The organism is Streptomyces albireticuli, assembly GCF_021228125.1.
GTDB classification, from domain to species: Bacteria; Actinomycetota; Actinomycetes; order Streptomycetales; family Streptomycetaceae; genus Streptomyces; species Streptomyces albireticuli.
Map to the genome: position 1 here is coordinate 128003 of NZ_JAJQQS010000009.1, position 21710 is coordinate 149712.

Annotated in this window: 20 protein-coding genes; 17 read left to right on the plus strand and 3 right to left on the minus strand. The window is 73.6% G+C overall.

The genetic code is table 11. The annotated features are described in order from the left end of the window. Nucleotides 1-52 precede the first annotated feature (52 nt). Nucleotides 53-1249 carry a MarP family serine protease gene (locus LUZ64_RS18290; RefSeq protein WP_095579348.1) on the plus strand — a complete coding sequence of 399 codons (1197 nt, stop codon included), beginning with the start codon at nucleotides 53-55 and terminating at the stop codon, nucleotides 1247-1249. A gap of 25 nt (nucleotides 1250-1274) precedes the next feature. Here LUZ64_RS18290 and LUZ64_RS18295 read toward each other — a convergent pair whose 3' ends face one another. Continuing rightward, complete coding sequence (locus LUZ64_RS18295; RefSeq protein WP_095579349.1) at nucleotides 1275-1745, minus strand: NUDIX hydrolase; 471 nt, start codon at nucleotides 1743-1745, stop codon at nucleotides 1275-1277. Between the two features lie 2 nt (nucleotides 1746-1747). After that, nucleotides 1748-2491 carry a DUF5919 domain-containing protein gene (locus tag LUZ64_RS18300; protein WP_095579350.1) on the minus strand — a complete coding sequence of 248 codons (744 nt, stop codon included), beginning with the start codon at nucleotides 2489-2491 and terminating at the stop codon, nucleotides 1748-1750. Nucleotides 2492-2609: 118 nt separating this feature from the next. Here LUZ64_RS18300 and LUZ64_RS18305 point away from each other — a divergent pair, with 118 nt between their 5' ends. From LUZ64_RS18305 to LUZ64_RS18310, 3 genes are read left to right on the plus strand one after another with little or no spacing between them, the layout of a single operon-like run. Continuing rightward, nucleotides 2610-2855: a hypothetical protein gene (locus LUZ64_RS18305; RefSeq protein WP_143593028.1), complete on the plus strand. Its 246-nt coding sequence runs from the start codon at nucleotides 2610-2612 to the stop codon at nucleotides 2853-2855. After that, nucleotides 2848-2979 carry a hypothetical protein gene (locus LUZ64_RS37175; RefSeq protein ID WP_267897156.1) on the plus strand — a complete coding sequence of 44 codons (132 nt, stop codon included), beginning with the start codon at nucleotides 2848-2850 and terminating at the stop codon, nucleotides 2977-2979. The genes LUZ64_RS18305 and LUZ64_RS37175 overlap by 8 nt, the downstream gene beginning before the upstream one ends. Nucleotides 2980-2982: 3 nt before the next feature. Further along, nucleotides 2983-3171, plus strand: coding sequence for a hypothetical protein (locus tag LUZ64_RS18310; protein WP_095579352.1), 189 nt, complete (start codon nucleotides 2983-2985; stop codon nucleotides 3169-3171). 132 nt (nucleotides 3172-3303) lie between these two features. On the opposite strand, the gene LUZ64_RS18315 is transcribed toward LUZ64_RS18310, so the two are convergent. Next, nucleotides 3304-5343, minus strand: coding sequence for an MDR family MFS transporter (locus LUZ64_RS18315; protein WP_095579353.1), 2040 nt, complete (start codon nucleotides 5341-5343; stop codon nucleotides 3304-3306). A gap of 543 nt (nucleotides 5344-5886) precedes the next feature. Between LUZ64_RS18315 and LUZ64_RS18320 the strand changes: the two genes are divergently transcribed. The 13 genes from LUZ64_RS18320 (at nucleotide 5887) to rsmA (ending at nucleotide 21663) form a co-directional block, all read left to right on the plus strand. Then, on the plus strand, nucleotides 5887-6954 hold the full coding sequence (locus tag LUZ64_RS18320) for an energy-coupling factor ABC transporter permease (protein WP_232390168.1): 1068 nt from the start codon (nucleotides 5887-5889) through the stop codon (nucleotides 6952-6954). Between the two features lies 1 nt (nucleotide 6955). Next, complete coding sequence (cbiQ, locus tag LUZ64_RS18325) at nucleotides 6956-7729, plus strand: cobalt ECF transporter T component CbiQ (RefSeq protein WP_232390167.1); 774 nt, start codon at nucleotides 6956-6958, stop codon at nucleotides 7727-7729. 323 nt (nucleotides 7730-8052) lie between these two features. Continuing rightward, the gene (locus LUZ64_RS18330) at nucleotides 8053-8862 is read left to right on the plus strand and encodes an energy-coupling factor ABC transporter ATP-binding protein (protein ID WP_095584942.1); all 810 of its coding nucleotides are present in this window, start codon (nucleotides 8053-8055) and stop codon (nucleotides 8860-8862) included. 143 nt (nucleotides 8863-9005) lie between these two features. After that, the gene (locus LUZ64_RS18335; protein ID WP_095584943.1) at nucleotides 9006-10196 is read left to right on the plus strand and encodes a serine hydrolase domain-containing protein; all 1191 of its coding nucleotides are present in this window, start codon (nucleotides 9006-9008) and stop codon (nucleotides 10194-10196) included. A gap of 10 nt (nucleotides 10197-10206) precedes the next feature. Continuing rightward, the gene (locus LUZ64_RS18340; protein WP_095584944.1) at nucleotides 10207-10998 is read left to right on the plus strand and encodes an SDR family NAD(P)-dependent oxidoreductase; all 792 of its coding nucleotides are present in this window, start codon (nucleotides 10207-10209) and stop codon (nucleotides 10996-10998) included. A gap of 239 nt (nucleotides 10999-11237) precedes the next feature. After that, nucleotides 11238-12998: a dolichyl-phosphate-mannose--protein mannosyltransferase gene (locus tag LUZ64_RS18345; protein ID WP_095581100.1), complete on the plus strand. Its 1761-nt coding sequence runs from the start codon at nucleotides 11238-11240 to the stop codon at nucleotides 12996-12998. A gap of 187 nt (nucleotides 12999-13185) precedes the next feature. Continuing rightward, on the plus strand, nucleotides 13186-14805 hold the full coding sequence (locus LUZ64_RS18350) for a penicillin-binding transpeptidase domain-containing protein (RefSeq protein WP_095581099.1): 1620 nt from the start codon (nucleotides 13186-13188) through the stop codon (nucleotides 14803-14805). Nucleotides 14806-15100: 295 nt separating this feature from the next. Then, nucleotides 15101-15952: an EamA family transporter gene (locus LUZ64_RS18355; protein WP_095581098.1), complete on the plus strand. Its 852-nt coding sequence runs from the start codon at nucleotides 15101-15103 to the stop codon at nucleotides 15950-15952. A 68-nt stretch (nucleotides 15953-16020) separates the two neighbouring features. Further along, a complete protein-coding gene (gene rsmI / locus LUZ64_RS18360; RefSeq protein ID WP_095581097.1) occupies nucleotides 16021-16872 on the plus strand; it encodes a 16S rRNA (cytidine(1402)-2'-O)-methyltransferase in 852 nt (283 codons plus the stop codon). Nucleotides 16873-17655: 783 nt separating this feature from the next. After that, nucleotides 17656-18144 carry a hypothetical protein gene (locus LUZ64_RS18365; RefSeq protein ID WP_095584666.1) on the plus strand — a complete coding sequence of 163 codons (489 nt, stop codon included), beginning with the start codon at nucleotides 17656-17658 and terminating at the stop codon, nucleotides 18142-18144. Nucleotides 18145-18177: 33 nt separating this feature from the next. Further along, nucleotides 18178-19095, plus strand: a complete 918-nt coding sequence (locus LUZ64_RS18370; RefSeq protein WP_095584665.1) for a TatD family hydrolase — start codon at nucleotides 18178-18180, stop codon at nucleotides 19093-19095. A gap of 100 nt (nucleotides 19096-19195) precedes the next feature. Continuing rightward, entirely contained in the window at nucleotides 19196-20791 is a 1596-nt protein-coding gene (locus tag LUZ64_RS18375; RefSeq protein WP_232390166.1) for a resuscitation-promoting factor, read from the plus strand. Beyond that, complete coding sequence (gene rsmA, locus LUZ64_RS18380) at nucleotides 20788-21663, plus strand: 16S rRNA (adenine(1518)-N(6)/adenine(1519)-N(6))-dimethyltransferase RsmA (RefSeq protein WP_095580539.1); 876 nt, start codon at nucleotides 20788-20790, stop codon at nucleotides 21661-21663. Before LUZ64_RS18375 ends, rsmA begins: the two co-directional genes overlap by 4 nt. The last annotated feature ends 47 nt before the right edge of the window (nucleotides 21664-21710 follow it).

Genomic DNA, 21710 nt, shown 5'->3' on the forward strand with positions numbered 1-21710 from the left:
CACACACGTTGTGGGCGCGATCGGGGGCGCGTGTGACGGAAAGGGCTCCACGTTGAACCTGCTCGATGTGCTTCTCATGCTGGTCGTCGTCGCCTACGCGGTCTCGGGCTTCCGGCGCGGGCTGGTCGCCGGAGTGGTCCTGCTCGCCGGGTTCCTCGGCGGCGCGGTGCTGGGCGTGCTGGCGCTGCCGTACGCCCTGGAGCCCTTCACGGCGGGCACCTCGACGGCCGCGGTCGTCGCCGTCCTCGTCGTCCTGCTGCCCGCCGCGGCCGGTCACGCCCTGGCCGGACGGCTGGCCTGGCAGCTGCGCCGCAGGCTGACGTGGGCGCCCGTGCGCGGCGTGGACGGGATCGGCGGCGCGGCCGTCAACTCGCTGGCCGTGCTCCTCGTGGGCTGGGTCGCGGCGAGCGTCCTGGTCTCGGCGAACTCCACCCTCCTGACGAGGGAGATCAAGGACTCCACGCTGCTCGGGGCCGTCCAGAAGGCGATGCCCGAACAGGCGCCCACCTGGTTCAGCCGCACGACGGACGCGCTGTCCGGGGCCGGCTTCCCGCAGGTCTTCAACCCCTTCGAGAACGAACCGGCCACCGGTGTCGCCAAGCCGTCCGGTGACGCGGTCACCGTCGCCGCGACGCGCGCCGCGCGCGAGAGCGTCGTCAAGGTCGAGGGCGTCGCCGACGTCCGCGACGGCCGCCGGGGCCAGGAGGGCAGCGGCTTCGTCTACGCGTCCCGCCATGTGATGACCAACGCCCACGTCGTCGCCGGGGTCAGCCGGCCGACCGTGAAGGTGGGCGGCGTCGGCAAGGCGTACCCGGCGAAGGTGGTGCTCTTCGACCCGAAGACCGACGTGGCCGTCCTGAACGTGCCCGGCCTGGACGCCCCCGTCCTCCCCTTCGACAAGACCGCCAAGCGCGGCGACGCGGCCGTCGTCGCGGGCTTCCCCGAGAACGGCGGCCTCGACCTGCGCGCCGCGACGGTCGCCAACGAGGTCCGCGCCAAGGGCCAGGACATCTACGGCGACGGCATCACCACCCGCACCGTCTACTCCGTCCGCTCCACCGTCCGCCCCGGCAACTCCGGCGGCCCCCTCCTCACCCCCACCGGCAAGGTCTACGGCGTCGTCTTCGCCCGCTCCACCGCCGACACGGAGACCGGCTACGTCCTGACCGCCGACCAGGTCGCGGAGGCCGCGGCCCGGGCGGCCACGGCCACGACGGCGGTGGACACGGGGAGCCGGGCGGCACTGTGACGGGGGCACGGCGCCGGCGGTGACGTCAGCCCAGGTAGGGCTGCTCCCGGTGGGCCAGGTAGTGGCCGATCCGGAGGCGTTGCGTGTGATGCATGGGGAGCGCGTCCAGTTCGTCCGGGGTCACGAAGCGGAGCTCCGTGGACTCCTCCGAGACGGCGAGCGCGCCTCCGGTGATCCGGGCGGTGAAGCAGACGTTGAACTGCCGGCGCACCTCGCCGTCCGTATAGGCGATGACGTGACGCGGATCGGTGTACGTTCCCACGAGCCCGGTGATCTCCACGTCGAGCCCGGTCTCCTCCTTGACCTCGCGCACGGCCGCGCCGGGCAGTGAGTCCCCGATCTCCATCCCGCCGCCGGGCAGTGCCCAGAGGCCGCTGTCCCGGCGGCGCTGGAGCAGGACACGGCCTGCGTCGTCGGTGACGACGGCCGAGGCGGCGACGACGAGGGAGTTGGGCTCGGGGGCGGCGGGGTCGTCGTAGTACTCGGTACGGGCCATGGTCATCCCTCCCGGACAGGAACTGCCGTAGCCCAGGCAGCCTCGAAGCTCTCGGCGTACGTATCGAACATTCCGCCTTTGCTATGGCGCCGCAGATGCCACACTGGCGCACTGTACGCGTTGACGCCCCATACATGGGAGTTCACCAGCATCTGATCATCAGCGCGGTAAAGGCTGTTGTAGAGAGTGGTCCCGTGCTGCCGGATCGCGATTCCCGGTGTTCGTGCGATGGGGCTGTAATGCATGGCGGCGAGACGGCACCGGGATTCGATCCCGTCCCCGAATCGTTCCTCACGGCCCCTCTGCTGGATGTTGGCGCTGTTCGGATCTCCTACCGCCACCCGAATCGCACAGCCCTTGGTCGCCCGTTCTCGCAGAAGGTCGTTGAGTCCGGGATACGCCTCGTGCAGGAAGACGGCGGCGTACACCAACATATCGACATGCTCGCGTGCTTGAGCGATCAAGTCGACGAACGCGGTGACGGAAAGTTCGGCTCGCTGTCCGTAGAGCGCGACCAGCTCGGCATTTGCGGCGCGTGCCCGCCTGGCATGAGCCAGCGCCGGCCACAGCGCCTGGACATCTTCTCCCAGTTTCTCGGCTGTCTTTACGGCGGTGACGCGGTGCGGTGTACGTCCGATGCTGACCCACCGCTCGACGGTTTTCGGGTCGACACCTACCTCGGCTGCCAGGGTGGCGCAGGTCCAGCCTGCGGTGACCATGGCGGCGCGAAGTCGTTCGTTCGGCACGTCGTTTCTCCTGCCATCCGTGGGGATGCCCCTGGGACGTTTTAGCAGCACCAAGACGTCCCGGACTGTCCTTTGAGCGAGGTTCCTGCGTCCGGGGAGTAGCAGCGACGATCACGGCATGAACTCAACGAAGGCATCGGTCGCTGTAGGCGACATGGCCCTGGACATGGCCAAAGGTCGGATCGGGGTGGTCATGGACCTCACGCCGACCCGTGTCCATCTCCGCCCCGGCGGAGGTGGCCTGGAGTGGGAGGCCGAACGAGGCGACGTGCGCCCGGCTGACGGGACGGAAGTGCTGCGGGCGAGGGTCGCCTTGATCGACGCGGCGCGGGGCATCACCCTGGAAGGAGCGCGGCGTGGGTAAGAAGGGCGACGAGTGGGACCCGGACGAGAACAGGGACGCGGTCACCGACCCCGATACACAGGTTTCCCGGAACGGTAGCGTCTACAGCAGTATGGCCGACGACGAGGAGCGCGAAGGGAAGTAGCGCGTGATCCACGGAGAGGACCTGGCCAAGGACCTGCGGCGTGACCACGGCTTCGTCCACATCGGACGGACCAAGGACGGTAACGCCGTGATCATGCGCAAGGGTGACCGGTGGACCGTCGTGCCGCTTCGGTGGCTCACCGGCGAAGCCGTGGACACCATCAAGGCCCAGGCCGGCGTCGGCTCCGTCTGAGCCACCCGCGAGCCCGCCCACGCGCCTCCTCCCGAGGCGCGGGACGGGCCACGGGCTTCGTGCCGCGTACGCCCCCGAACACCGCCGTAACCGACGCCCTCGCCTCGGACCGCAGCCCCGGTGCGACAGCCCTCACACCCCGATCCGCTCCTGCCCCTTCTCGTCCTCCTCCAGCAGCCGGGCCGCCATCGTGTCCAGCGCCCGGTCCAGGAGCGCCCTGTCCTTCGGGTCCGTGATGTCCCAGTCGTCGAGGTGGTGGGCAAGCCAGGTGCGCCAGGCCGTGCCCAGGCGTTCCAGTTCCGCCTCGCCGGCCGGGGTCAGGGTCAGGCGGTCGCCGTCCACCCGGGCCAGGCCCGCGGACGCCGTGCGGGCGAAGGCCGGTTCCAGGGCCTCCGGGGGCATGCGGTGGGCGGTGGCGACGGACGAGAGGAGGGCCTCGCCGCGGACGCGGAGCCGCCAGTGGATCTGGCCCAGCGTCCATGCCTCGGCCGGGCCCAGCGAGCTGCCCGAGGCCGCGAGGACCTGGCGGCTCACCGGCGGGCCCTCGGCCCTGCGCATCACGCCCGCCACCGCCCGTTCCAGCTGGCGCTGCGCCTCCGCCGAGTCGGGCGCCGAGAACGCCTCGCCCATGTCCTGCGCCCCGGCCCGCGCGCTGTCCCGCAGCGGCACCTGCTTGAGGAACCACGCGGCGACGAAGCCGACGAGCGCGACCGGCACGACCCACAGGAAGACGTAGTTGATCGTCTCCGCGTAGGCGTCGATGACCGGACGCGCCTGCTCCGGGCTGAGCCGGGCGAGGTCCTGCGGGCTCTGCACCGCGGCCGGCGGGACGCCGGGGGAACGCAGGAGCGCCTCCTCCAGGTTGGGGCGCAACTGCTTGACGTACAGAGTGCCGAAGATGGCCGTGCCGAAGGCGCTGCCGAGCGTGCGGAAGAAGGTCACGCCTGAGGTCGCCGTGCCCAGTTCGTGGTACGGCACCGTGTTCTGCACCGCGATCGTCAGCACCTGCATGGCCAGGCCGATGCCGATGCCGAGCACGAACATGTACAGCGACTCCAGCCACGGCCCCGTCGACGCGCCCATGGTCGACATCAGGAACAGGCCGAGCGCCATCACGGCCGTCCCCGCGATCGGGAAGACGCGGTAGCGGCCGGTGCGGCTGACCGCCACGCCGGACAGCATGGACGCGCCGAGCAGTCCGGCGACCATGGGCAGCGCCCGTACGCCCGACATGGTGGCCGACACCCCGTCCACGTACTGGAGGTACGTCGGCAGGTAGGTGAGCGCCCCCAGCATCGCGAAACCCACGATGAAGCTGAGCACCGAGCAGATCGTGAAGACGGGGTTGGCGAAGAGGTGCATGGGGAGCATGGGTTCCTCGGCCCGCAGCTCCACCCGTACGAACGCGGCCAGCAGCACGATCGACCCCGCGAACAGGCCGATGATGACGGGCGACCCCCACGCGTATTCGTTGCCGCCCCACTCCAGGCCCAGCACCAGCCCGGACGCGCCGAGCGCCACCAGCGCGATGCCCGCGTAGTCGATGACGGGCCGCACCGCCGACCGCACCACCGGGATCGTCCGCGCCGCCATGACCACCATCACGATGGCGACCGGCACGTTGACGTAGAAGCACCAGCGCCACGTCGCGTGGTCGGTGAAGACCCCGCCGAGCGTCGGCCCGACCACCGTCGTCACACCGAAGACCGCGCCCAGCGCCCCCTGGTACTTGCCGCGTTCGCGCAGCGGGATGACGTCCGCGATCAGCGCCATCGCCGTCACCATCAGACCGCCGCCGCCGATCCCCTGGAGGGCCCGCGCGGCGATCAGCATCAGCATGGAGCCCGCCGCGCCCGCGAAGACCGAGCCGCCGACGAACACCACCGCGCTCAGCTGGAAGATCACTTTCCGGCCGAAGAGGTCGCCGAACTTGCCGACGAGGACGGTCGAGACGGTCTCGGCGAGGAGGTACGCCGTCACCACCCAGCCCATGTGCCCGCCGCCGCCCAGGTCCGCGACGATCGTCGGCAGGGCGGTCGAGACGATCGTCTGGTCGAGGGCGGCCAGCAGCATGCCGAGGACGATCGTGACGAAGACGAGGTTGATCCGGCGGCGGCTGAGCTCGGGCGGGGTCGCGGGGGCCTCAGCGGTGGGCGCGGCGGCCGTGGCCATGTGGCAACCTCCGAAGCTCCGAAGTCCGCGGAACGAAGTCCTCCGTGATTCAGCATTCGGGCAGACGGCGTCTCCCGCCACCGCTGGCGGCGCGCGGGTGAGCGAGAGGCGTGCAGAAGCGGCGCACACGCTCTTGCGAAGGGTTCGCAACACGCGCCTATCATCGAGCGGTTCCCCCCGTTGGCCGGCGTGCGGACCGGTGCACCCCCACGGGCCCGCGACCCCACGCGGGCCCGGCACCACGCGGCGCGCACGCCGGACAGCGGGCCCGCCGCCCGTGACGACCAGTCGTGACGACCAGTCGTGACGAACGACCGTGGCCTCCCAGCCGTGACGAACACCCGTGACCTCCAGCCGTGACAAGCGTCCGTGACCAGCGTCCGTGACCTCCAGCCGCGACGAGCGCTCGTCACGCCCAGCCGTGACCAGCGCCCGTGCCCTCCAGCCTCAGCCTCAGCCGTGACGACCGCCCGTCACGGCCACCCGTGACGAACAGCCGCGCCGCACACCACCGCGCACGGCCCCGCAGAGCGGAGTCCCGCCATGCACGTCCCCGACGGATTCATCGACGCCCCGGTCTCCCTCGCCACCGGCGCCCTCGCCGCGGCGGCCGTCGCCACCGCCCTCCGCGGCGCGCGCCGCGAGCTCGACGACAGAGCGGCACCGCTCGCCGGCCTCGTCGCCGCCTTCGTCTTCGCCGTCCAGATGCTCAACTTCCCCGTCGCCGCCGGTACCAGCGGCCACCTCCTGGGCGGTGCCCTCGCCGCGATACTCGTCGGCCCGTACACCGCCGTCCTCTGTATATCCGTCGTCCTGCTGATGCAGGGGATCCTCTTCGCGGACGGCGGCCTCACCGCGCTCGGCGTCAACATCACCGACATGGGCGTCGTCACCACCCTCGTGGCCTACGGCACCTTCCGCGCGCTCCTCGTCCTCCTGCCCCGCCGCAGGCCCAGCGTCACCGCCGCCTCGTTCGTCGCCGCGCTCGTTTCCGTACCGGCCGCCGCCTGCGCCTTCACCCTCCTCTACGCCCTCGGCGGCACCACCGACGTCTCCCTCGGCAAGGTCTTCACGGCCATGGCCGGCGTGCACGTCCTCATCGGCGTCGGCGAGGCCGCCATCACCGCCCTGACGGTCGGCGCGGTGCTCGCCGTACGGCCCGACCTCGTACACGGCGCCCGCGGGCTCGTACGGCCGCTGGAGTTGCGGACGTCCCCGGGGTCCCCTCCCGCCCCGGAACCCGTGCCCGCGCGGACGCCCGCCCCCGCCCGCCGCTCCGCCCGCCGGGTGTGGGCCGCCGGCCTCGTCACCGCTCTCGTCTGCGCCGGCGGCGTCAGCTACTACGCCTCCACCAGCCCCGACGGCCTGGAGAAGGTCGCCCACGACAAGGGCCTCGACAGCAGGACCGAGGAACACGCCGCCAAGGGCTCCCCCCTCGCCGACTACCAGGTCAAGGACGTCTCCGACGCCCGGATCTCCGGTGGCCTCGCCGGGGTGATCGGCGTCGGCGTCACCCTCGCCGCCGGCACCGGTGTCTTCCTCGTCGTCCGCCGCCGCCGCGCCCACGCGCCCACGCCCGCCGCGGAGGCCCCGGCGGCCGGGTCCGTCTGACATGGGCGCCGGCCACGCCTCCCACCGGCTTTACCGGCCCGGCCGCTCCCCGGTGCACGCCCTGCCCCCGCACTGCAAGATCCTCGCCGTGCTCGGCTTCGTCCTTGTCGTGGTCTCCACCCCGCGCACGGCGGTATGGGCCTTCGCGCTGTACGCGGCCCTCCTCGCCGCCGTCGCCGGCACCGCCCGGATCCCCGCCGCCCTCCTGCTCCGGCGGCTGCTGATCGAGGTCCCCTTCGTGGCGTTCGCCGTGCTGATGCCGTTCGTCGCCGAGGGGGAGCGCGTACGGGTCCTCGGCCTCGCGCTCAGCGAACCGGGCCTCTGGGGTGCCTGGAACGTCCTCGCCAAGGGCACCCTCGGCGTCGCCGCCTCCGTCCTGCTGGCCGCCTCCACCGAGCTCCGCGCCCTGCTGCTGGGCCTCCAGCGACTCCGGCTGCCGCCCCTGCTCGTCCAGATCGCGTCCTTCATGATCCGGTACGGGGACGTCGTCACCGACGAGCTGCGGCGCATGCGCGTCGCCCGCGCCTCACGCGGCTTCCGCGCGCGCGGCGTCCGGCACTGGGGGGTGCTGGCCCGGACCGCGGGCACGCTGTTCATCCGCTCCTACGAGCGGGGGGAGCGCGTCCACCTGGCGATGCTCAGCCGGGGGTACGCGGGGACGATGCCGGTCATCGACGAGGTGACGGCGACCCGGGCGCAGTGGGCGCGGGCGGCGGCCCTGCCGGTGGCGGCGGTGGCGGTGTGCGCGGGCGGGTGGGCTTATGCGGCGGGGTGAGCGGCGGGGTGAGCGGGTGGGCGAGGCGAGGGTGCCGTTGCGCGGGGCCTTTTCCCCTACCCGCCCCTTCCCGTAACCGGGGCTCCGCCCCGGACCCCGGTCCTCAAACGCCGGACGGGCTGAAATGTTGCCCGGAACCGGGCAAATTCAGCCCGGCCGGCGTTTGAGGCCACCCCGCGGTAGCGCGGAACGGGGGCCCGGGGGCTCGCCCCCGGTTACGGGAAGGGGCGGGTAGGGGAGAAGCCCGCCGCAGGCGCACCACCACACCCGGACCCGCCCTCAAACCTCACCGCCCACCAAGGCACGCCGGACGGAGACCACCCATGACCCCTACGCCTCCCGGACCCTCCACACCCCCCGCGCACCCGTACTCCCTGGAAGTCTCCGGCCTCGCCTACGCCTACCCCGACGGCCACCAGGCCCTCTACGGCGTCGACCTCAAGGTCGCCCGCGGCGAGCGCGTCGCCCTGCTCGGGCCGAACGGCGCCGGCAAGACCACCCTGGTCCTCCACCTCAACGGCATCCTCGGCGGCGGGCTGGGCGGCGTCCGGGTCGGCGGGCTGCCGGTGGAGAAGCGGAACCTCGCCGAGATCCGCCGCCGGGTCGGCATCGTCTTCCAGGACCCCGACGACCAGCTCTTCATGCCCACCGTCCGGGAGGACGTCGCCTTCGGCCCGGCGACGGCCGGGGCGCGCGGGCCCGAGCTGGAGGCGCGCGTGCGCAAGGCGCTGGCCCTCGTCGGCATGGAGGGGTTCGCGGACCGGCCCCCGCACCACCTCTCCTTCGGGCAGCGGCGCCGGGTGGCCGTCGCGACCGTCCTCGTCATGGAGCCCGAGATCCTCGTCCTGGACGAGCCCTCCTCCAACCTCGACCCGGCCTCCCGGCGTGAGCTCGCCGACATCCTCCGCGCCCTCGACGTCACCGTCCTGATGGTCACGCACGACCTGCCGTACGCCCTGGAGCTGTGCGGCAGGGCGGTGGTGCTCGGTGACGGCGTGATCGTCGCGGACGGTCCCACACGGGAGCTGCTCTGCGACGAGGCGCTGATGCGGGCGCACCGGCTGGAGCTGCCGTTCGGCTTCGACCCGCGCGCGGTGGCCGTCCCGGGCCGGGCCCCGGCCGGCGGGGCCTGAGAGTCGTGGCGTCCCCGGCGTGCCGGCGGCACCTGACGGTTCCGGTGCCCCGGTCTACGCGCATTGACCATGGCGTTGCACCATTGTGGGAGGTATTGACAGCGATCGGCACACGCGATCGGCACAGTGGGAGCGGGAGAACAGTGGTGGACGTCCAGGGCACGGTGACGGACGGCTTCGAGCCGGTCCGGGACGCCTTCGCGGAGAACTTCGCCCGGCGCGGGGAGCGCGGCGCGGCCGTCACCGTCTACCGGGACGGCCGGAAGGTCGCCGACCTGTGGGGCGGCACGAAGGACGCCGACGCGGCGCCCGACGACACCGGCGCCGCCCCCTGGGCGCCCGGCACCGCCCAGATCGTGCGGTCGGCGACCAAGGGCGTCGCCGCCGCCGTGCTGCTCCTGCTCCACCAGCGCGGCCAGGTCGACCTCGACGCGCCCGTCGGCACGTACTGGCCCGAGTTCAAGGCGAACGGCAAGGAGCGCGTCCTCGTGCGCCACCTGCTGTCCCACCGCGCCGGCCTGCCCGTCCTCGACGCGCCGCTGACCCCGGCCGAGGCCGTCGACGGGGTGAGCGGCCCGCGCGCCGTCGCCGCCCAGGCCCCCGCCTGGGAGCCCGGCACGGCCCACGGCTACCACGCGCAGACGTACAGCTGGCTGCTCGGCGAGCTGGTCCACCGGATCACCGGGCGCACGATAGGCACCTGGGTGGCCGGGGAGATAGCCCGGCCGCTCGCCGCCGACCTGTGGATCGGCCTGCCGGAAGCCGAGCGGGACCGGGCCGGACGGGTCGCCCCCGTCGAGCCGCCCGCCGCCCCCGCCACCCCGGGCCTGCGGGTGCGCCCCAAGCAGTCCGTCTCGGCCGCCTACGACGACCCGGACTCCCTCACCCGCCGCGCGTTCGCCGCGATCACGCCGCTCGCCGACGAGAACGACCCCGCGTACCGCGCCGCCGAGCTCCCCGCCTCCGCGGGCATCGCCACGGCGGACGGGCTGGCCCGCTTCTACGCCTCGCTGATCGGGGACGTGGAGGGCGGCCGCCGGCTCTTCGCGCCCGCGACCCTGACCCTGGCCCGTACCGAGGAGTCGGTCGGCCCGGACCGGGTCCTGGTGGTGAACACCCGCTTCGGCCTCGGCTACATGCTGCACGGGGCGGCCTCCCCGCTGCTGGCCCCCGGCTCCTTCGGCCACCCCGGCCGGGGCGGCTCGCTGGCCTTCGCGGACCCGGAGTCGGGCATCGCCTTCGGCTACGTCACCAACGGCCTGCAGAAGAACGTCACGGCGGACCCGCGCGCACAGGCGCTCGTACGGGCGGTTGGCAAGGCGCTCGCCGGGTAGTGCTTGCCGCATGGCGGCAGCGGCGCGTTTCGACGGCTACGCGGTACTGATCACCGGGGCGGGCCGCGGCATCGGCGAGGCCACGGCGCGGCGCTTCGCGGCCGAGGGCGCGCGGGTGCTCGTCACGGACCTCGACGGCGCGCGGGCGGACCGGGTGGCGGCCGAGGTGCGGGCCGCGGGCGGCGTCGCCGAGCCGCTCGCCTGCGACGTCGGCGACCGGGCGGCCGTCGAGGCGGCGGTGGCCACGGCGGTCCGGCGCTTCGGCCGCCTCGACGTCCTGGTCAACAACGCCCTCTCCTGCCACCCCGACCCGGCGCTGGTCGAGGACGAGGCGGACGACGACTGGTTCCGGGACCTCGACATCACGCTGACCGGCGCCTTCCGCTGCGTGCGCGCGGCCGTGCCGCACCTGGCCGCGGCGGGCGGCCGCGGCGCCGTCGTCAACATCGGCTCGGTCAACGGCGAACAGGACTACGGCAATCACGCCTACAGCGCCGCCAAGGCCGGTCTCGCGAGCCTCACCCGCACCCTCTCCGGCCACTGCGCGCCCCGGGGGGTCCGGGTGAACCTCGTCGCGCCCGGCACCGTCCGCACCCCGAACTGGGCGGGCCGCGAGGCGAACCTGGACCGGGCGGCCGGCCAGTACCCCCTCGGCCGTGTCGGCCGCCCGGAGGACATCGCGGCGGCGGTGACCTTCCTCGCGTCCCAGGACGCGTCCTGGATCACAGGGGTGACGCTGCCGGTGGACGGCGGGCTGCTGGTGAGCAACATGGGACTGAGGGGAGCGCTGGCGGGGAACTGAGCCGCGGGCGGGCCGGGGCGGGCGAGCCGCGGGCGGGCGGGCCGGGGCCGCCCGCGGACCGGCCGCCCCGGCCCTGCGACCCGCCGCCCGGGGAGCGCGGCCGTTCCGAGGAGCCGCCGCCCGAGGACCGGCCCGCGTGCCCCGCCGCCCCCGCCGGACGGCACCCCTCCACTCCCGCCGGACGGGGGGCCGCGCGGCGCCCTCCGGACTCCCACAGGCTGGTTCCCTACGATGGCGCGGTGACCAGTGACACCGCGACCCGAGCACGCCAGGGCCAGACGGCGGACGAGCGACAGCCCCCGTGGCAGCGCAGACTCCGCCGCTTCGGCTATGTGGGAGGGCCGCGGCCCGACGTCCGGGAGCGGCTCGTACCGGCGTTCCCCGAGCCCGGGACACGGGTGTGGGCGGCGCTCGGGGCACGGCCGGGGGCCGCCCTGGTGCTGGCGCGGTGGTCGGGATGGATCGGCCCGCTGCTGGTCGCGCTCCTCGCCGGACTGACCCGGTTCTGGCACCTGGGCAGTCCCAAGGCGGTGATATTCGACGAGACGTACTACGCCAAGGACGCCTGGGCCCTGTGGAAGTCGGGGTTCGAGGCGAAGTGGCCCGACGACATCAACGACAAGATCATCGGCGGCTTCGACACGGTCCCGGACGCCCCGGGGTATGTCGTGCACCCGCCGGCCGGCAAGTGGGTCATCGGCCTCGGTGAGTGGCTGTACGGGCTGAACCCTTTCGGCTGGCGTTTCATGGTCGCCGTCCTCGGCACCCTTTCGGTGCTGATGCTCTGCCGCATCGGCCGCCGGCTCTTCCGCTCCACCTTCCTGGGCTGCCTCGCGGGCGCCCTCATGGCCGTGGACGGCCTGCACTTCGTCATGAGCCGCACCTCGCTGCTCGACTCCGTGCTGATGTTCTTCGTGCTGGCCGCCTTCGGCTGTGTGCTCGTGGACCGCGACAAGGCGCGGGCCCGGCTGGCCGCCGCCCTCCCGGTCGGTGATGACGGGCCCGCCCGGCCCGACGCCGCGGTCGGCGACCGGCTCCCGCTCGGGCTCCGCCCGTGGCGGATCGCGGCCGGCGTCTTCCTGGGCCTGGCCTGCGCCACCAAGTGGAACGGAGCCGTCTATCTGGCGGCCTTCGGTCTGCTGACGGTCCTGTGGGACATGGGCTCGCGCCGCCTGGCCGGTGCCCGCCGCCCCACGCTCGCCACGCTGCGCCGCGACGTGCCGTGGGCGTTCCTGTCGACCGTCCCCGTCGCGCTCGGCGTCTACCTCGCCTCCTGGACCGGCTGGTTCGTCAAGAGCGGTACGTACAGCGAGAAGGGCGGCTGGCAGCACAGCGGCTACTACCGGCACTGGGCCGAGACCGAGGGCGGCCACGGCCCGGACGGCTTCCTCGCCGGGATCCTCAACCCGCTGCGCAGCCTGTGGGCGTACGAGCAGGAGGTCTGGAGGTTCAACACCACCCTCACCTCGCCGCACACCTACCAGTCCAACCCCTGGAGCTGGCTGGTGCAGTCCCGCCCGGTCTCGTACTTCTACGAGTCCCCCTCGCCCGGCCAGGACGGCTGCCCGGCGGACGCCACCGACAAGTGCGCCCGCGAGGTCCTCGCGCTGGGCACCCCGCTGCTGTGGTGGGCCGCCTGTTTCGCGCTGCTCTACCTGCTCTACCGGTGGGGGCTGCGGCGCGACTGGCGCGCGGGAGCGGTGCTGTGCGCCGTCGCCGCGGGATATCTGCCGTGGTTCCTGTGGCAGGAGAGGACGATCTTCCTCTTCTACGCGGTCGTGTTCGTGCCGTTCCTGTGCCTCGCGCTGGCCATGATGATCGGGGCGATCCTGGGGCCGCCCGGGTCCTCCGAGCGGCGCCGGGTCGTGGGCGCGGTCGGGGCGGGCACCCTGGTGCTGCTCATCGCCTGGAACTTCATCTACTTCTTCCCGATCTACACCGGGCACCCCATCCCGATGGAGGCGTGGCGCAACCGGATGTGGTTCGACACCTGGATCTGACCGTGTGTCCGGGCCCGGAGCCGGGCCCGGAGCCGGGCCCGGAAGGCGGCGTATGTCCAGGTGTCCGGAGAGACCGGTTCCGGCCATCGGGGTCCCTTCCTCCCCTCCTGTCCCGTACAGTGCCGAACCGAAGGTTTTAATCACCTGATTAAAACCCTGGGGTGGGGGCCTGGAGGGGGCTGAACTTATGCACAAGGGTGCGAAGATCGCGGTGGGTGTCGTCACCGCCGGGCTGGTGGGGGCCGCCGGACTCGGCGCGTACAACGTGATCGACGCGGTCGCGGGCACCAACTCCGCGCACGGCGAACCGGCCCCGCAGCGGACCGGGCCGCCGACGGAGAAGGAGATCGGCGATACCGCCCGCGACTTCCTCGCCGCCTGGCAGGACGGCGACGCGGCCGAGGCGGCCGCCCTGACCGACAACGCCGCGGCGGCGACCGCCGCCCTCAACGGCTACCGCGACCAGGCGCACGTCCAGAAGGTCACGCTCAAGCCCGGCACCGCGACCGGCACCCGGGTGCCCTTCTCCGTCAGCGCCGAGATCGGCTACGGCAAGCAGCGCGGCACCTGGACCTACGAGTCCTCCCTCGACGTCGTCCGCGGGCCGGGCACCGGCAAGGCCCTCGTCGACTGGCAGTCCGCCGTCGTCCACCCCCAGCTCGCCCGGGGCGAGACCCTGCGCACCGACGCCGCCGCCGCGCCGCAGATGACCGCGCTCGACCGCAACGGCACCGTCCTCGACGCCAAGGACCACCCCTCGCTCGCGCCCGTCCTGCCGGAGCTGCGCAGGCGCTTCGCCGAGAAGGCGGGCGGCGAGCCCGGCGTCGAGGTGCGCGCCGTCACGCCCGGCGCCGGCCCCGAGGCCTCCCCGAAGACCCTGCACGTCCTCTCCAAGGGCAAGCCCGCCCAGCTGAGGACGACGCTCGACGCCCGGGTGCAGCGCGCGGCCGAGACCGCCGTGAGCGGCCGTAGCGACGCCTCCGTCGTCGCCGTGAAGCCCAGCACCGGCGAGATCCTGGCGGTCGCCAACTCCCGGAAGACGGAGTTCAACGCGGCGCTCATGGGCCAGACCCCGCCCGGCTCCACGATGAAGGTCGTCACCGCGGCGATGCTCCTGGAGAAGGGCAAGGCCGCCCCCGGGAAGCCGCTGCCCTGTCCCAAGTACGCGACCTACGGCATGCGTTTCCACAACGTCGAGGAGAGCGAGAACCCCGGCGCCACCTTCGCCCAGGACTTCGCCGCCTCCTGCAACACCGCCTTCATCTCCCTCGCCGGCGGCGTCCCCGACGACGCGCTCGCCGCCGAGGCCCGGGACGTCTTCGGCCTCGGCCTGGAGTGGAAGACCGGCCTCGCCAGCTTCGACGGCAGCGTCCCGGTCGAGTCCGGCGCCGGCAAGGCCGCGGCGATGATCGGCCAGGGCAAGGTGCAGATGTCCCCCCTGAACATGGCCTCCGTCGCCGCCACCGCGCGCACCGGCTCCTTCCACCAGCCCTACCTCGTCGACCCGTCCGTCGACGGCCGGCAGCTCGCGCGCGCCTCCCGCGCCCTCCCGGCCGACGTCGCCGCGCAGCTGCGCTCGATGATGCGGCTCACGGCGGTCTCGGGCACGGGGCGGAAGGCGATGTCCGGGCTCGGGAGCGACATCGGGGCGAAGACGGGGTCGGCGGAGATCGACGGGCAGACCCTGCCGAACGGGTGGTTCACGGCGTACCGGGGGGACGTGGCCGCGGCGGCGGTCGTACCGCAGGGGGGTCACGGCGGGGATTCGGCGGGGCCGATCGTGGCGGCGGTGCTGCGGGCGGGGTGACCCACCCCGCCCCTTCCCGAATGTCCTCAAGCGCCGGACGGGCTGAAAATCAGCCCGTCCGGCGTTTGAGGACCGGGGTCCGGGGCGGAGCCCCGCCACGCGGCGGAGCCGCACATCGGATGCTTCGGGAAGGGGCGGGGTGGGGAACAAGCCCGCCGCAGGCGCGGGCCCGCCCGGCGCGAAGCCCCCGCAGGTGACCGCCACAACAGCGCACCCCACCAGCACAGCGCTAGCGTCACGGCATGAGCGCACCCGCTGATCATCCGTCAGGAATACGCACGCGCGAGCGACCCTCATGACCCCCCTCGTCGCCGCCGCCGTCCTCGTCGCCGCCGTCACCCACGCCAGTTGGAACGCCATCGCCCACGGCATCAAGGACCAGCTGCTGGCGTTCACCCTCGTCGGCGGCGGTGGCGCCCTCTGCGGGCTGGCGCTGCTGCCCTTCGCCCCGGGGATATCGGGCGCGGCCTGGCCGTACCTGCTCGCCTCCGCCGTGCTGCACGTCGTCTACCAACTCCTGCTCATGCGCTCCTTCACGCTCGGCGACTTCGGGCAGATGTACCCGATCGCCCGTGGCAGCGCGCCGCTGGCCGTCACCGTCCTCGCGGCGGTCTTCGCCGGCGAGCTGCCGGACGCCTGGCAGCTCGCCGGGGTCGCGGTGGCCTCGGCCGGGCTGGTCGGCCTGGCGCTGTGGGGCATCCGAGGCTCCGGCGCCCGGCCCCACTGGCCGGCGATCACCGCGGCGCTCGCCACCGGTCTGGCCATCGCCGCGTACACGGTCGTCGACGGCCTGGGCGTCCGGGCCTCCGGTTCGCCCCTCGGCTACATCGCCTGGCTGATGATCCTCGAAGGGCTCGCCATCCCGGCCTACGCGCTGGCCACCCGCCGTGACCGGCTCCTCCCCGAGCTCCGCCCCCACGCCGCGCGCGGCCTGCTCGGCGGACTGCTGTCGGTCTTCGCGTACGGGCTCGTCCTGTGGGCCCAGACCCGGGCCGCGCTGGCGCCGATCGCGGCGCTGCGGGAGTCGTCGATCATCGTGGGGGCGGCGATCGGCGCCGTCGTCATGAAGGAGCGGTTCGGGGCGCCGAGGATCGCCGCCGCGGGGCTCATGGTGGTGGGGATCGGCCTGATGCTGCACGCGGGGTGACGCCCCGCGCCGGGTGGGTACGGGCCCGCCCGGCGAGCCGTACCGCCCGACCCTGCGAGGATGGGGCCGTGACTGGAACGCTCGTACTCGCAGGTACCCCCATCGGTGACGTCGCCGACGCGCCCCCGCGGCTGGCCGCCGAGCTCGCCGCCGCCGAGGTGATCGCCGCCGAGGACACCCGGCGGCTGCGCCGCCTCACCCAGGCGCTGGGCGTGCACACCACCGGCCGCGTCGTCTCCTACTTCGAGGGCAACGAGTCGGCCCGTACGCCCGAGCTCGTCGAGGCGCTGGCCGGCGGTGCGCGCGTGCTGCTGGTCACCGACGCGGGCATGCCGTCCGTGTCGGACCCCGGCTACCGGCTCGTCGCCGCCGCCGTGGAGCGCGATATCAAGGTCACGGCGGTGCCGGGCCCGTCCGCCGTGCTGACCGCGCTCGCCGTGTCCGGGCTGCCCGTGGACCGCTTCTGCTTCGAGGGCTTCCTGCCACGCAAGGCGGGGGAGCGGCTCGGCCGGCTGCGCGAGGTCGCCGACGAGCGCCGTACGCTCGTCTACTTCGAGGCGCCGCACCGCCTGGACGACACCCTCGCCGCCATGGCCGAGGCCCTGGGCCCGAAGCGCCGGGCCGCCGTCTGCCGCGAGCTGACCAAGACGTACGAGGAGGTCAAGCGCGGCCCCCTGGACGAGCTGGCCGCCTGGGCCGCCGAGGGCGTCCGCGGTGAGATCACCATCGTCGTGGAGGGCGCCCCCGAGGCCGGCCCGCAGGACCTCGACCCCGCGGAGCTGGTGCGCCGGGTACAGGTCCGGGAGGAGGCGGGGGAGCGCCGCAAGGAGGCGATCGCGGCGGTGGCCGCCGAGGCGGGCCTGCCCAAGCGGGAGGTCTTCGACGCGGTCGTGGCGGCCAAGAACGCCGCGGGCAAGTAACGGCGGGAGGGCCTTCCCCCTGCCCGCCCCTCCCCGAACGCCGCCCGGACTCCCGACCGGGCCCCGGTTCCCCCGGCCGGGTCGTGGCCCCGGTCCCAGGCTCAGCCCGGGCCTGGTGCTCGGCCCTGCCGTGGCCACCTCAGCCCTGCCGGGCCCCGGGATCCGGCTTGGGTCCCAGCCCTGGCTCGGGCCCCGGCATCGGCCCCGGCCCGGCCTCGGTCCCGGTCCCGGCCCCTGGTTCCGGCCGCGGTCACCTGCTCGTACGGCCGACCGGCCATGGCCCGACTCCGGCTACGGCCCTGGTCTCGGTCCGGCTCCGGCGGCGGCCTTGGGCCGGCCTCGGCCCGACTCCGGCTCTTCCGGCCTCGCCGGCCGCACCGCCCGGCCCCGGCCCGCGCCTCCTGCCCCTGCCGTGCGCCCCCGCCCGGCCCTCGGCTCGCCCGCCCGCCCCGCCGGAATCAGCCCGTCCGGCGAGGACATCCGGGAAGGGGCGGGCCGGGGAAGAACTCCGCCGGAACCCCCGGTCGGCACCCCCCGGCGCTCCCGCCCGCGCCCCCGGCGCGAACGCCCCGTCCCGGCCCTCATTTACCAGGCCCATCCGCAGGTAAAGGGCTATCGTGAAAGGCAAAGCTTAGGCCTGGCAGCCTGGCATTTTGGGCAGCGCGACGCCAAGTTTGTCCCAATTCGGGGGAGAGGCTGCTGCGACTTCGCCGGTAAGGGCGTTCCCTGGATGTGGGACGTCCGATCCCGGAGAGACTTGTCCTCAGGACAAGAGGAGCTGCCATGAGCGAGATCGCAGGAACCTCGAACGGTGTCCGCCCGACAGCCGTCGGCCACCCGGCCGCCGCGCCCGGCGCACTGGAAGCCGCCCACGAGTCGTACGCCTTCGCGTGCATGCGCTGCGGGCACGGCTGGGAGCAGTCGTACGAGATACAGCACCACACCGACGCCGAGGGCCGGCCGTTCGTCGTCTACTACGCCGACGGGGAGCGCGTCCCCTCCCCGCTGACCCACCCCACCTGCATGAACTGCGGCGGTCACGCCGTCCGCATCATGCGGTCCGGGCAGGTCTCCCGGATAGCCGGCGTCCTGCACCAGTACTCCCGGACGACCGTGCCCGCCACGGACCAGGCGCCCGCCGGGCCGTTCCACACCAGCGGGTCCGCCCCCTCCCGGCGCGCCCTCGCGAAGGAGGCCGGGAGCGGCGAGGAGACCCCGCGCCACCACTGGCACCTGTCGGACCTCCTGCACCCCTTCCAGCACCGCAAGTGAGCGCGGGGCCGCGCGATCTCTAGAATCGCGTCCATGGCGGCAACAGCATCGAACAGCGACAAGCCCGGCGGCACGCGGAGTCAGAGCGACAAGGACGTCCCCCCGCCCCTTCCGGCGCCGCTGAACGTGCCCGTCGCCGATTCGCACACCCATCTGGACATGCAGCAGGGCTCCGTAGCGGAAGCCCTCGCCAAGGCCGCCTCCGTAGGGGTGACCACCGTCGTTCAGGTGGGGTGCGACCTGGCCGGATCCCGCTGGGCGGCGGAGACGGCCGCCGCGCACGAGAGCGTCTGGGCCACGGTGGCCCTGCATCCGAACGAAGCCCCCCGCATCGTCCTCGGCGACCCCGACGGCTGGTCGCGCCAGGGCGCCCGCGAGCCGGGCGGCGACGCCGCGCTGGACGCGGCGCTGGAGGAGATCGACGCCCTGGCCGCGCTGCCGCACGTCCGCGGCGTCGGCGAGACCGGCCTGGACTTCTTCCGTACGGGCCCCGAGGGCATGGCCGCCCAGGAGCGCTCCTTCCGCCGCCACATCGACATCGCCAAGCGCCACGGCAAGGCCCTGGTCATCCACGACCGGGAGGCGCACGCCGACGTCCTGCGGGTGCTGGAGGAGGAGGGCGCCCCGGAGACCGTGGTCTTCCACTGCTACTCCGGCGACGCCGAGATGGCCAAGGTGTGCGCCGAGGCGGGCTACTACATGTCCTTCGCGGGCAACGTGACCTTCAAGAACGCCCAGCACCTGCGGGACGCCCTCGCCGTCGCCCCGCTCGACCTGGTGCTCGTCGAGACGGACGCGCCGTTCCTGACGCCCGTGCCCTATCGCGGACGGCCCAACGCGCCGTACCTCATTCCGGTCACGTTGCGCGCGATGGCCGGGTACCGAGGTGTGGACGAGGACGCCCTGGCCACGGCGGTCGCCGCGAATACCGCAAGGGCGTTCGGCTACTGAGTCACTCCCGTCGCGACACCGTGTGATCATATGACTTTGGAGAGTGACGCTCCCTCCGCTACAGTCCCGGGCCGGACAGCTCGACCCAGGGGAGTGTCGCGTGACGCATGCACAGGGCAGCCCCCGCGCCGCACGCCGCGGTGCGGCGGAAGTACCGCTCTACCCAGCATTTGACCCATACGACGCATACAGTCCGTACGACCCGTACGAGCCCTCCGGCCACTACGCGACCTACGAGGCGCACGGTGCGTACGGGACGTCCGGGGCGTATGCGCAGGCCGCCCCCGCCGCCGCGCCCCCGGCCCCCGCCGTCCCGTACGGCTCCTACGCCACCCCCGGCGAGCCCTACGGGATATACGAACCACCCCAGGGCCTCTACGATCCGTTCCTCCCCGAACCGCGCGAAGCGGGCTCCTACGCGCCCCCCGCCGACCCGGACGAGCTCCCGCACCTGCCCCGCCAGGGCGCCGGCACGACCCCCGCCGAGGAGCTCACGGAGACCCCGCACGAGCCGCTCGCGCCCCTCGCCGACCCGGCCGGCGAACCCGAGGGCGAGCGCGCGGGCGCCCGCCGCTCCGCCCGGCGCAAGCGGACCGGCGACCGGCCCGACGCCCTGCGCCGGCTCGTCCCGCAGGCCCTCGTCGTGGCCTTCCTCGCCGGCGGCACCTCGGCCTTCATCGTCAGCGACAAGACCGTCCGGCTCAACGTCGAGGGCAGCTCCCGCACGCTGCACACCTTCGCCGACGACGTCGAGGAACTCCTCGCCGACGAGAACATGTCCCTCGGCGCCCACGACGCCGTCACCCCCGGCCACGACCACGGCCTCAGCGCCGGCGACGAGATCACCGTCCGCTACGGGCGCCCCGTCGCCCTCACCCTCGACGGCGAGCACCGCCGCGTATGGACCACCGCCCGCACGGTCGACGGCGCCCTGCGCCAGCTCGGGGTCCGCGCCGAGGGGGCGTACCTGTCCACCTCCCGCTCCGCCTCCATCGCGCGCGAGGGCCTGGACCTGGACGTCCGTACCGAGCGGACCGTCACCTTCATGGCCGACGGGCGCGAGCGCACCATCCGTACCAATGCCGCCACCGTCCACGAGGCCATCGACCAGGCCGGCATCACCCTGCGCGGCCAGGACACCACCTCCGTCGACCCCGACAGCTTCCCGCGCGAGGGCCAGACGATCTCCGTCATGCGGATCACCGGCAGCCAGGAGGTCCGCGAGGTGCCCATCGACTTCACCACCGAGCGGCGCGACGACCCCACCCTCTTCAAGGGCACCGAGGTCGTCGCCCAGCGCGGCGAGAAGGGCGTCGAGCGCGTCACCTACGCCCTGCGGACCGTCAACGGCGTCAAGCAGAAGCCCCGGAAGATCTCCACCGAGACCGTCCGCCGGCCCACCACCCAGATCGTGAAGGTCGGCACCAAGGCCATGCCCACGGCCGTGCAGGGCGCGGACGGGCTGAACTGGGACGGGCTCGCCCAGTGCGAGGCCGGCGGCCGGCCGAACGCGGTCGACCCGTCGGGCACCTACGGCGGCCTCTACCAGTTCGACGTCCGCACCTGGCAGGGGCTCGGCGGCAAGGGCCGGCCCCAGGACGCGCCCGCCGCCGAGCAGACCTTCCGGGCCAAGAAGCTCTACGTCAGCCGGGGGGCGAGCCCGTGGCCCGTGTGCGGCCGTAAACTTCACGGGTGAGCTCCAGCCCCAGCACAGACGATTCCGGCGCCCTGCTCGGTCCCGCCGACATCCGTGAGCTGGCCGCAGCCCTCGGGGTACGCCCGACCAAGCAGCGCGGCCAGAACTTCGTGATCGACGCCAACACCGTCCGGCGCATCGTGCGGACCGCCGAGGTGCGGCCCGACGACGTCGTCGTCGAGGTCGGCCCCGGCCTGGGGTCCCTGACCCTCGCCCTGCTGGAGGCCGCCGACCGGGTCACCGCGGTCGAGATCGACGACGTGCTGGCCGCGGCCCTCCCGTCGACGATCGCCGCCCGGCTGCCCGACCGCGCGGACCGCTTCGCCCTCGTGCACAGCGACGCCATGCAGGTCACCGAGCTGCCCGGCCCGCCGCCCACCGCCCTGGTCGCCAACCTGCCGTACAACGTCGCCGTCCCTGTGCTGCTGCACATGCTGGCGCAGTTCCCGAGCATCGAGCGGACGCTCGTGATGGTCCAGGCCGAGGTCGCCGACCGGCTCGCGGCCCGGCCCGGCAACAAGGTCTACGGCGTGCCCTCCGTCAAGGCCAACTGGTACGCCGAGGTCAAGCGGGCCGGCTCCATCGGCCGCAACGTCTTCTGGCCCGCCCCGAACGTCGACTCCGGCCTCGTCTCGCTCGTCCGCCGCGACAAGCCGATCGAGACCACCGCCACGCGCGAGGAGGTCTTCGCCGTCGTGGACGCCGCCTTCGCGCAGCGCCGCAAGACGCTTCGGGCCGCCCTGTCCGGCTGGGCCGGTTCCGCCGCGGCCGCTGAGGCCGCGCTGGTCGCCGCCGGGGTTTCGCCGCAGGCCCGTGGCGAGTCGCTGACGGTGTACGAGTTCGTGGCGATCGCGGAGAACAAGCAGGGCTGACGCGTTACGCGGCCGGTGCCGGTGTTTCGTGCCGGTGCCGGTGCCGG

Excerpts from the sequence above, each read along its gene's own strand:
- LUZ64_RS18355 (WP_095581098.1), top strand. The coding sequence starts at position 15,101 with ATGACCCCCCTCGTCGCCGCCGCCGTCCTCGTCGCCGCCGTCACCCAC.
- LUZ64_RS18340 (WP_095584944.1), top strand. The coding sequence starts at position 10,207 with ATGGCGGCAGCGGCGCGTTTCGACGGCTACGCGGTACTGATCACCGGG.
- LUZ64_RS18365 (WP_095584666.1), top strand. The coding sequence starts at position 17,656 with ATGAGCGAGATCGCAGGAACCTCGAACGGTGTCCGCCCGACAGCCGTC.
- LUZ64_RS18295 (WP_095579349.1), bottom strand. The coding sequence starts at position 1,745 with ATGGCCCGTACCGAGTACTACGACGACCCCGCCGCCCCCGAGCCCAAC.
- LUZ64_RS18320 (WP_232390168.1), top strand. The coding sequence starts at position 5,887 with ATGCACGTCCCCGACGGATTCATCGACGCCCCGGTCTCCCTCGCCACC.
- LUZ64_RS18370 (WP_095584665.1), top strand. The coding sequence starts at position 18,178 with ATGGCGGCAACAGCATCGAACAGCGACAAGCCCGGCGGCACGCGGAGT.
- cbiQ (WP_232390167.1), top strand. The coding sequence starts at position 6,956 with ATGGGCGCCGGCCACGCCTCCCACCGGCTTTACCGGCCCGGCCGCTCC.
- LUZ64_RS18305 (WP_143593028.1), top strand. The coding sequence starts at position 2,610 with ATGAACTCAACGAAGGCATCGGTCGCTGTAGGCGACATGGCCCTGGAC.
- LUZ64_RS18315 (WP_095579353.1), bottom strand. The coding sequence starts at position 5,343 with ATGGCCACGGCCGCCGCGCCCACCGCTGAGGCCCCCGCGACCCCGCCC.
- LUZ64_RS18330 (WP_095584942.1), top strand. The coding sequence starts at position 8,053 with ATGACCCCTACGCCTCCCGGACCCTCCACACCCCCCGCGCACCCGTAC.
- LUZ64_RS18350 (WP_095581099.1), top strand. The coding sequence starts at position 13,186 with ATGCACAAGGGTGCGAAGATCGCGGTGGGTGTCGTCACCGCCGGGCTG.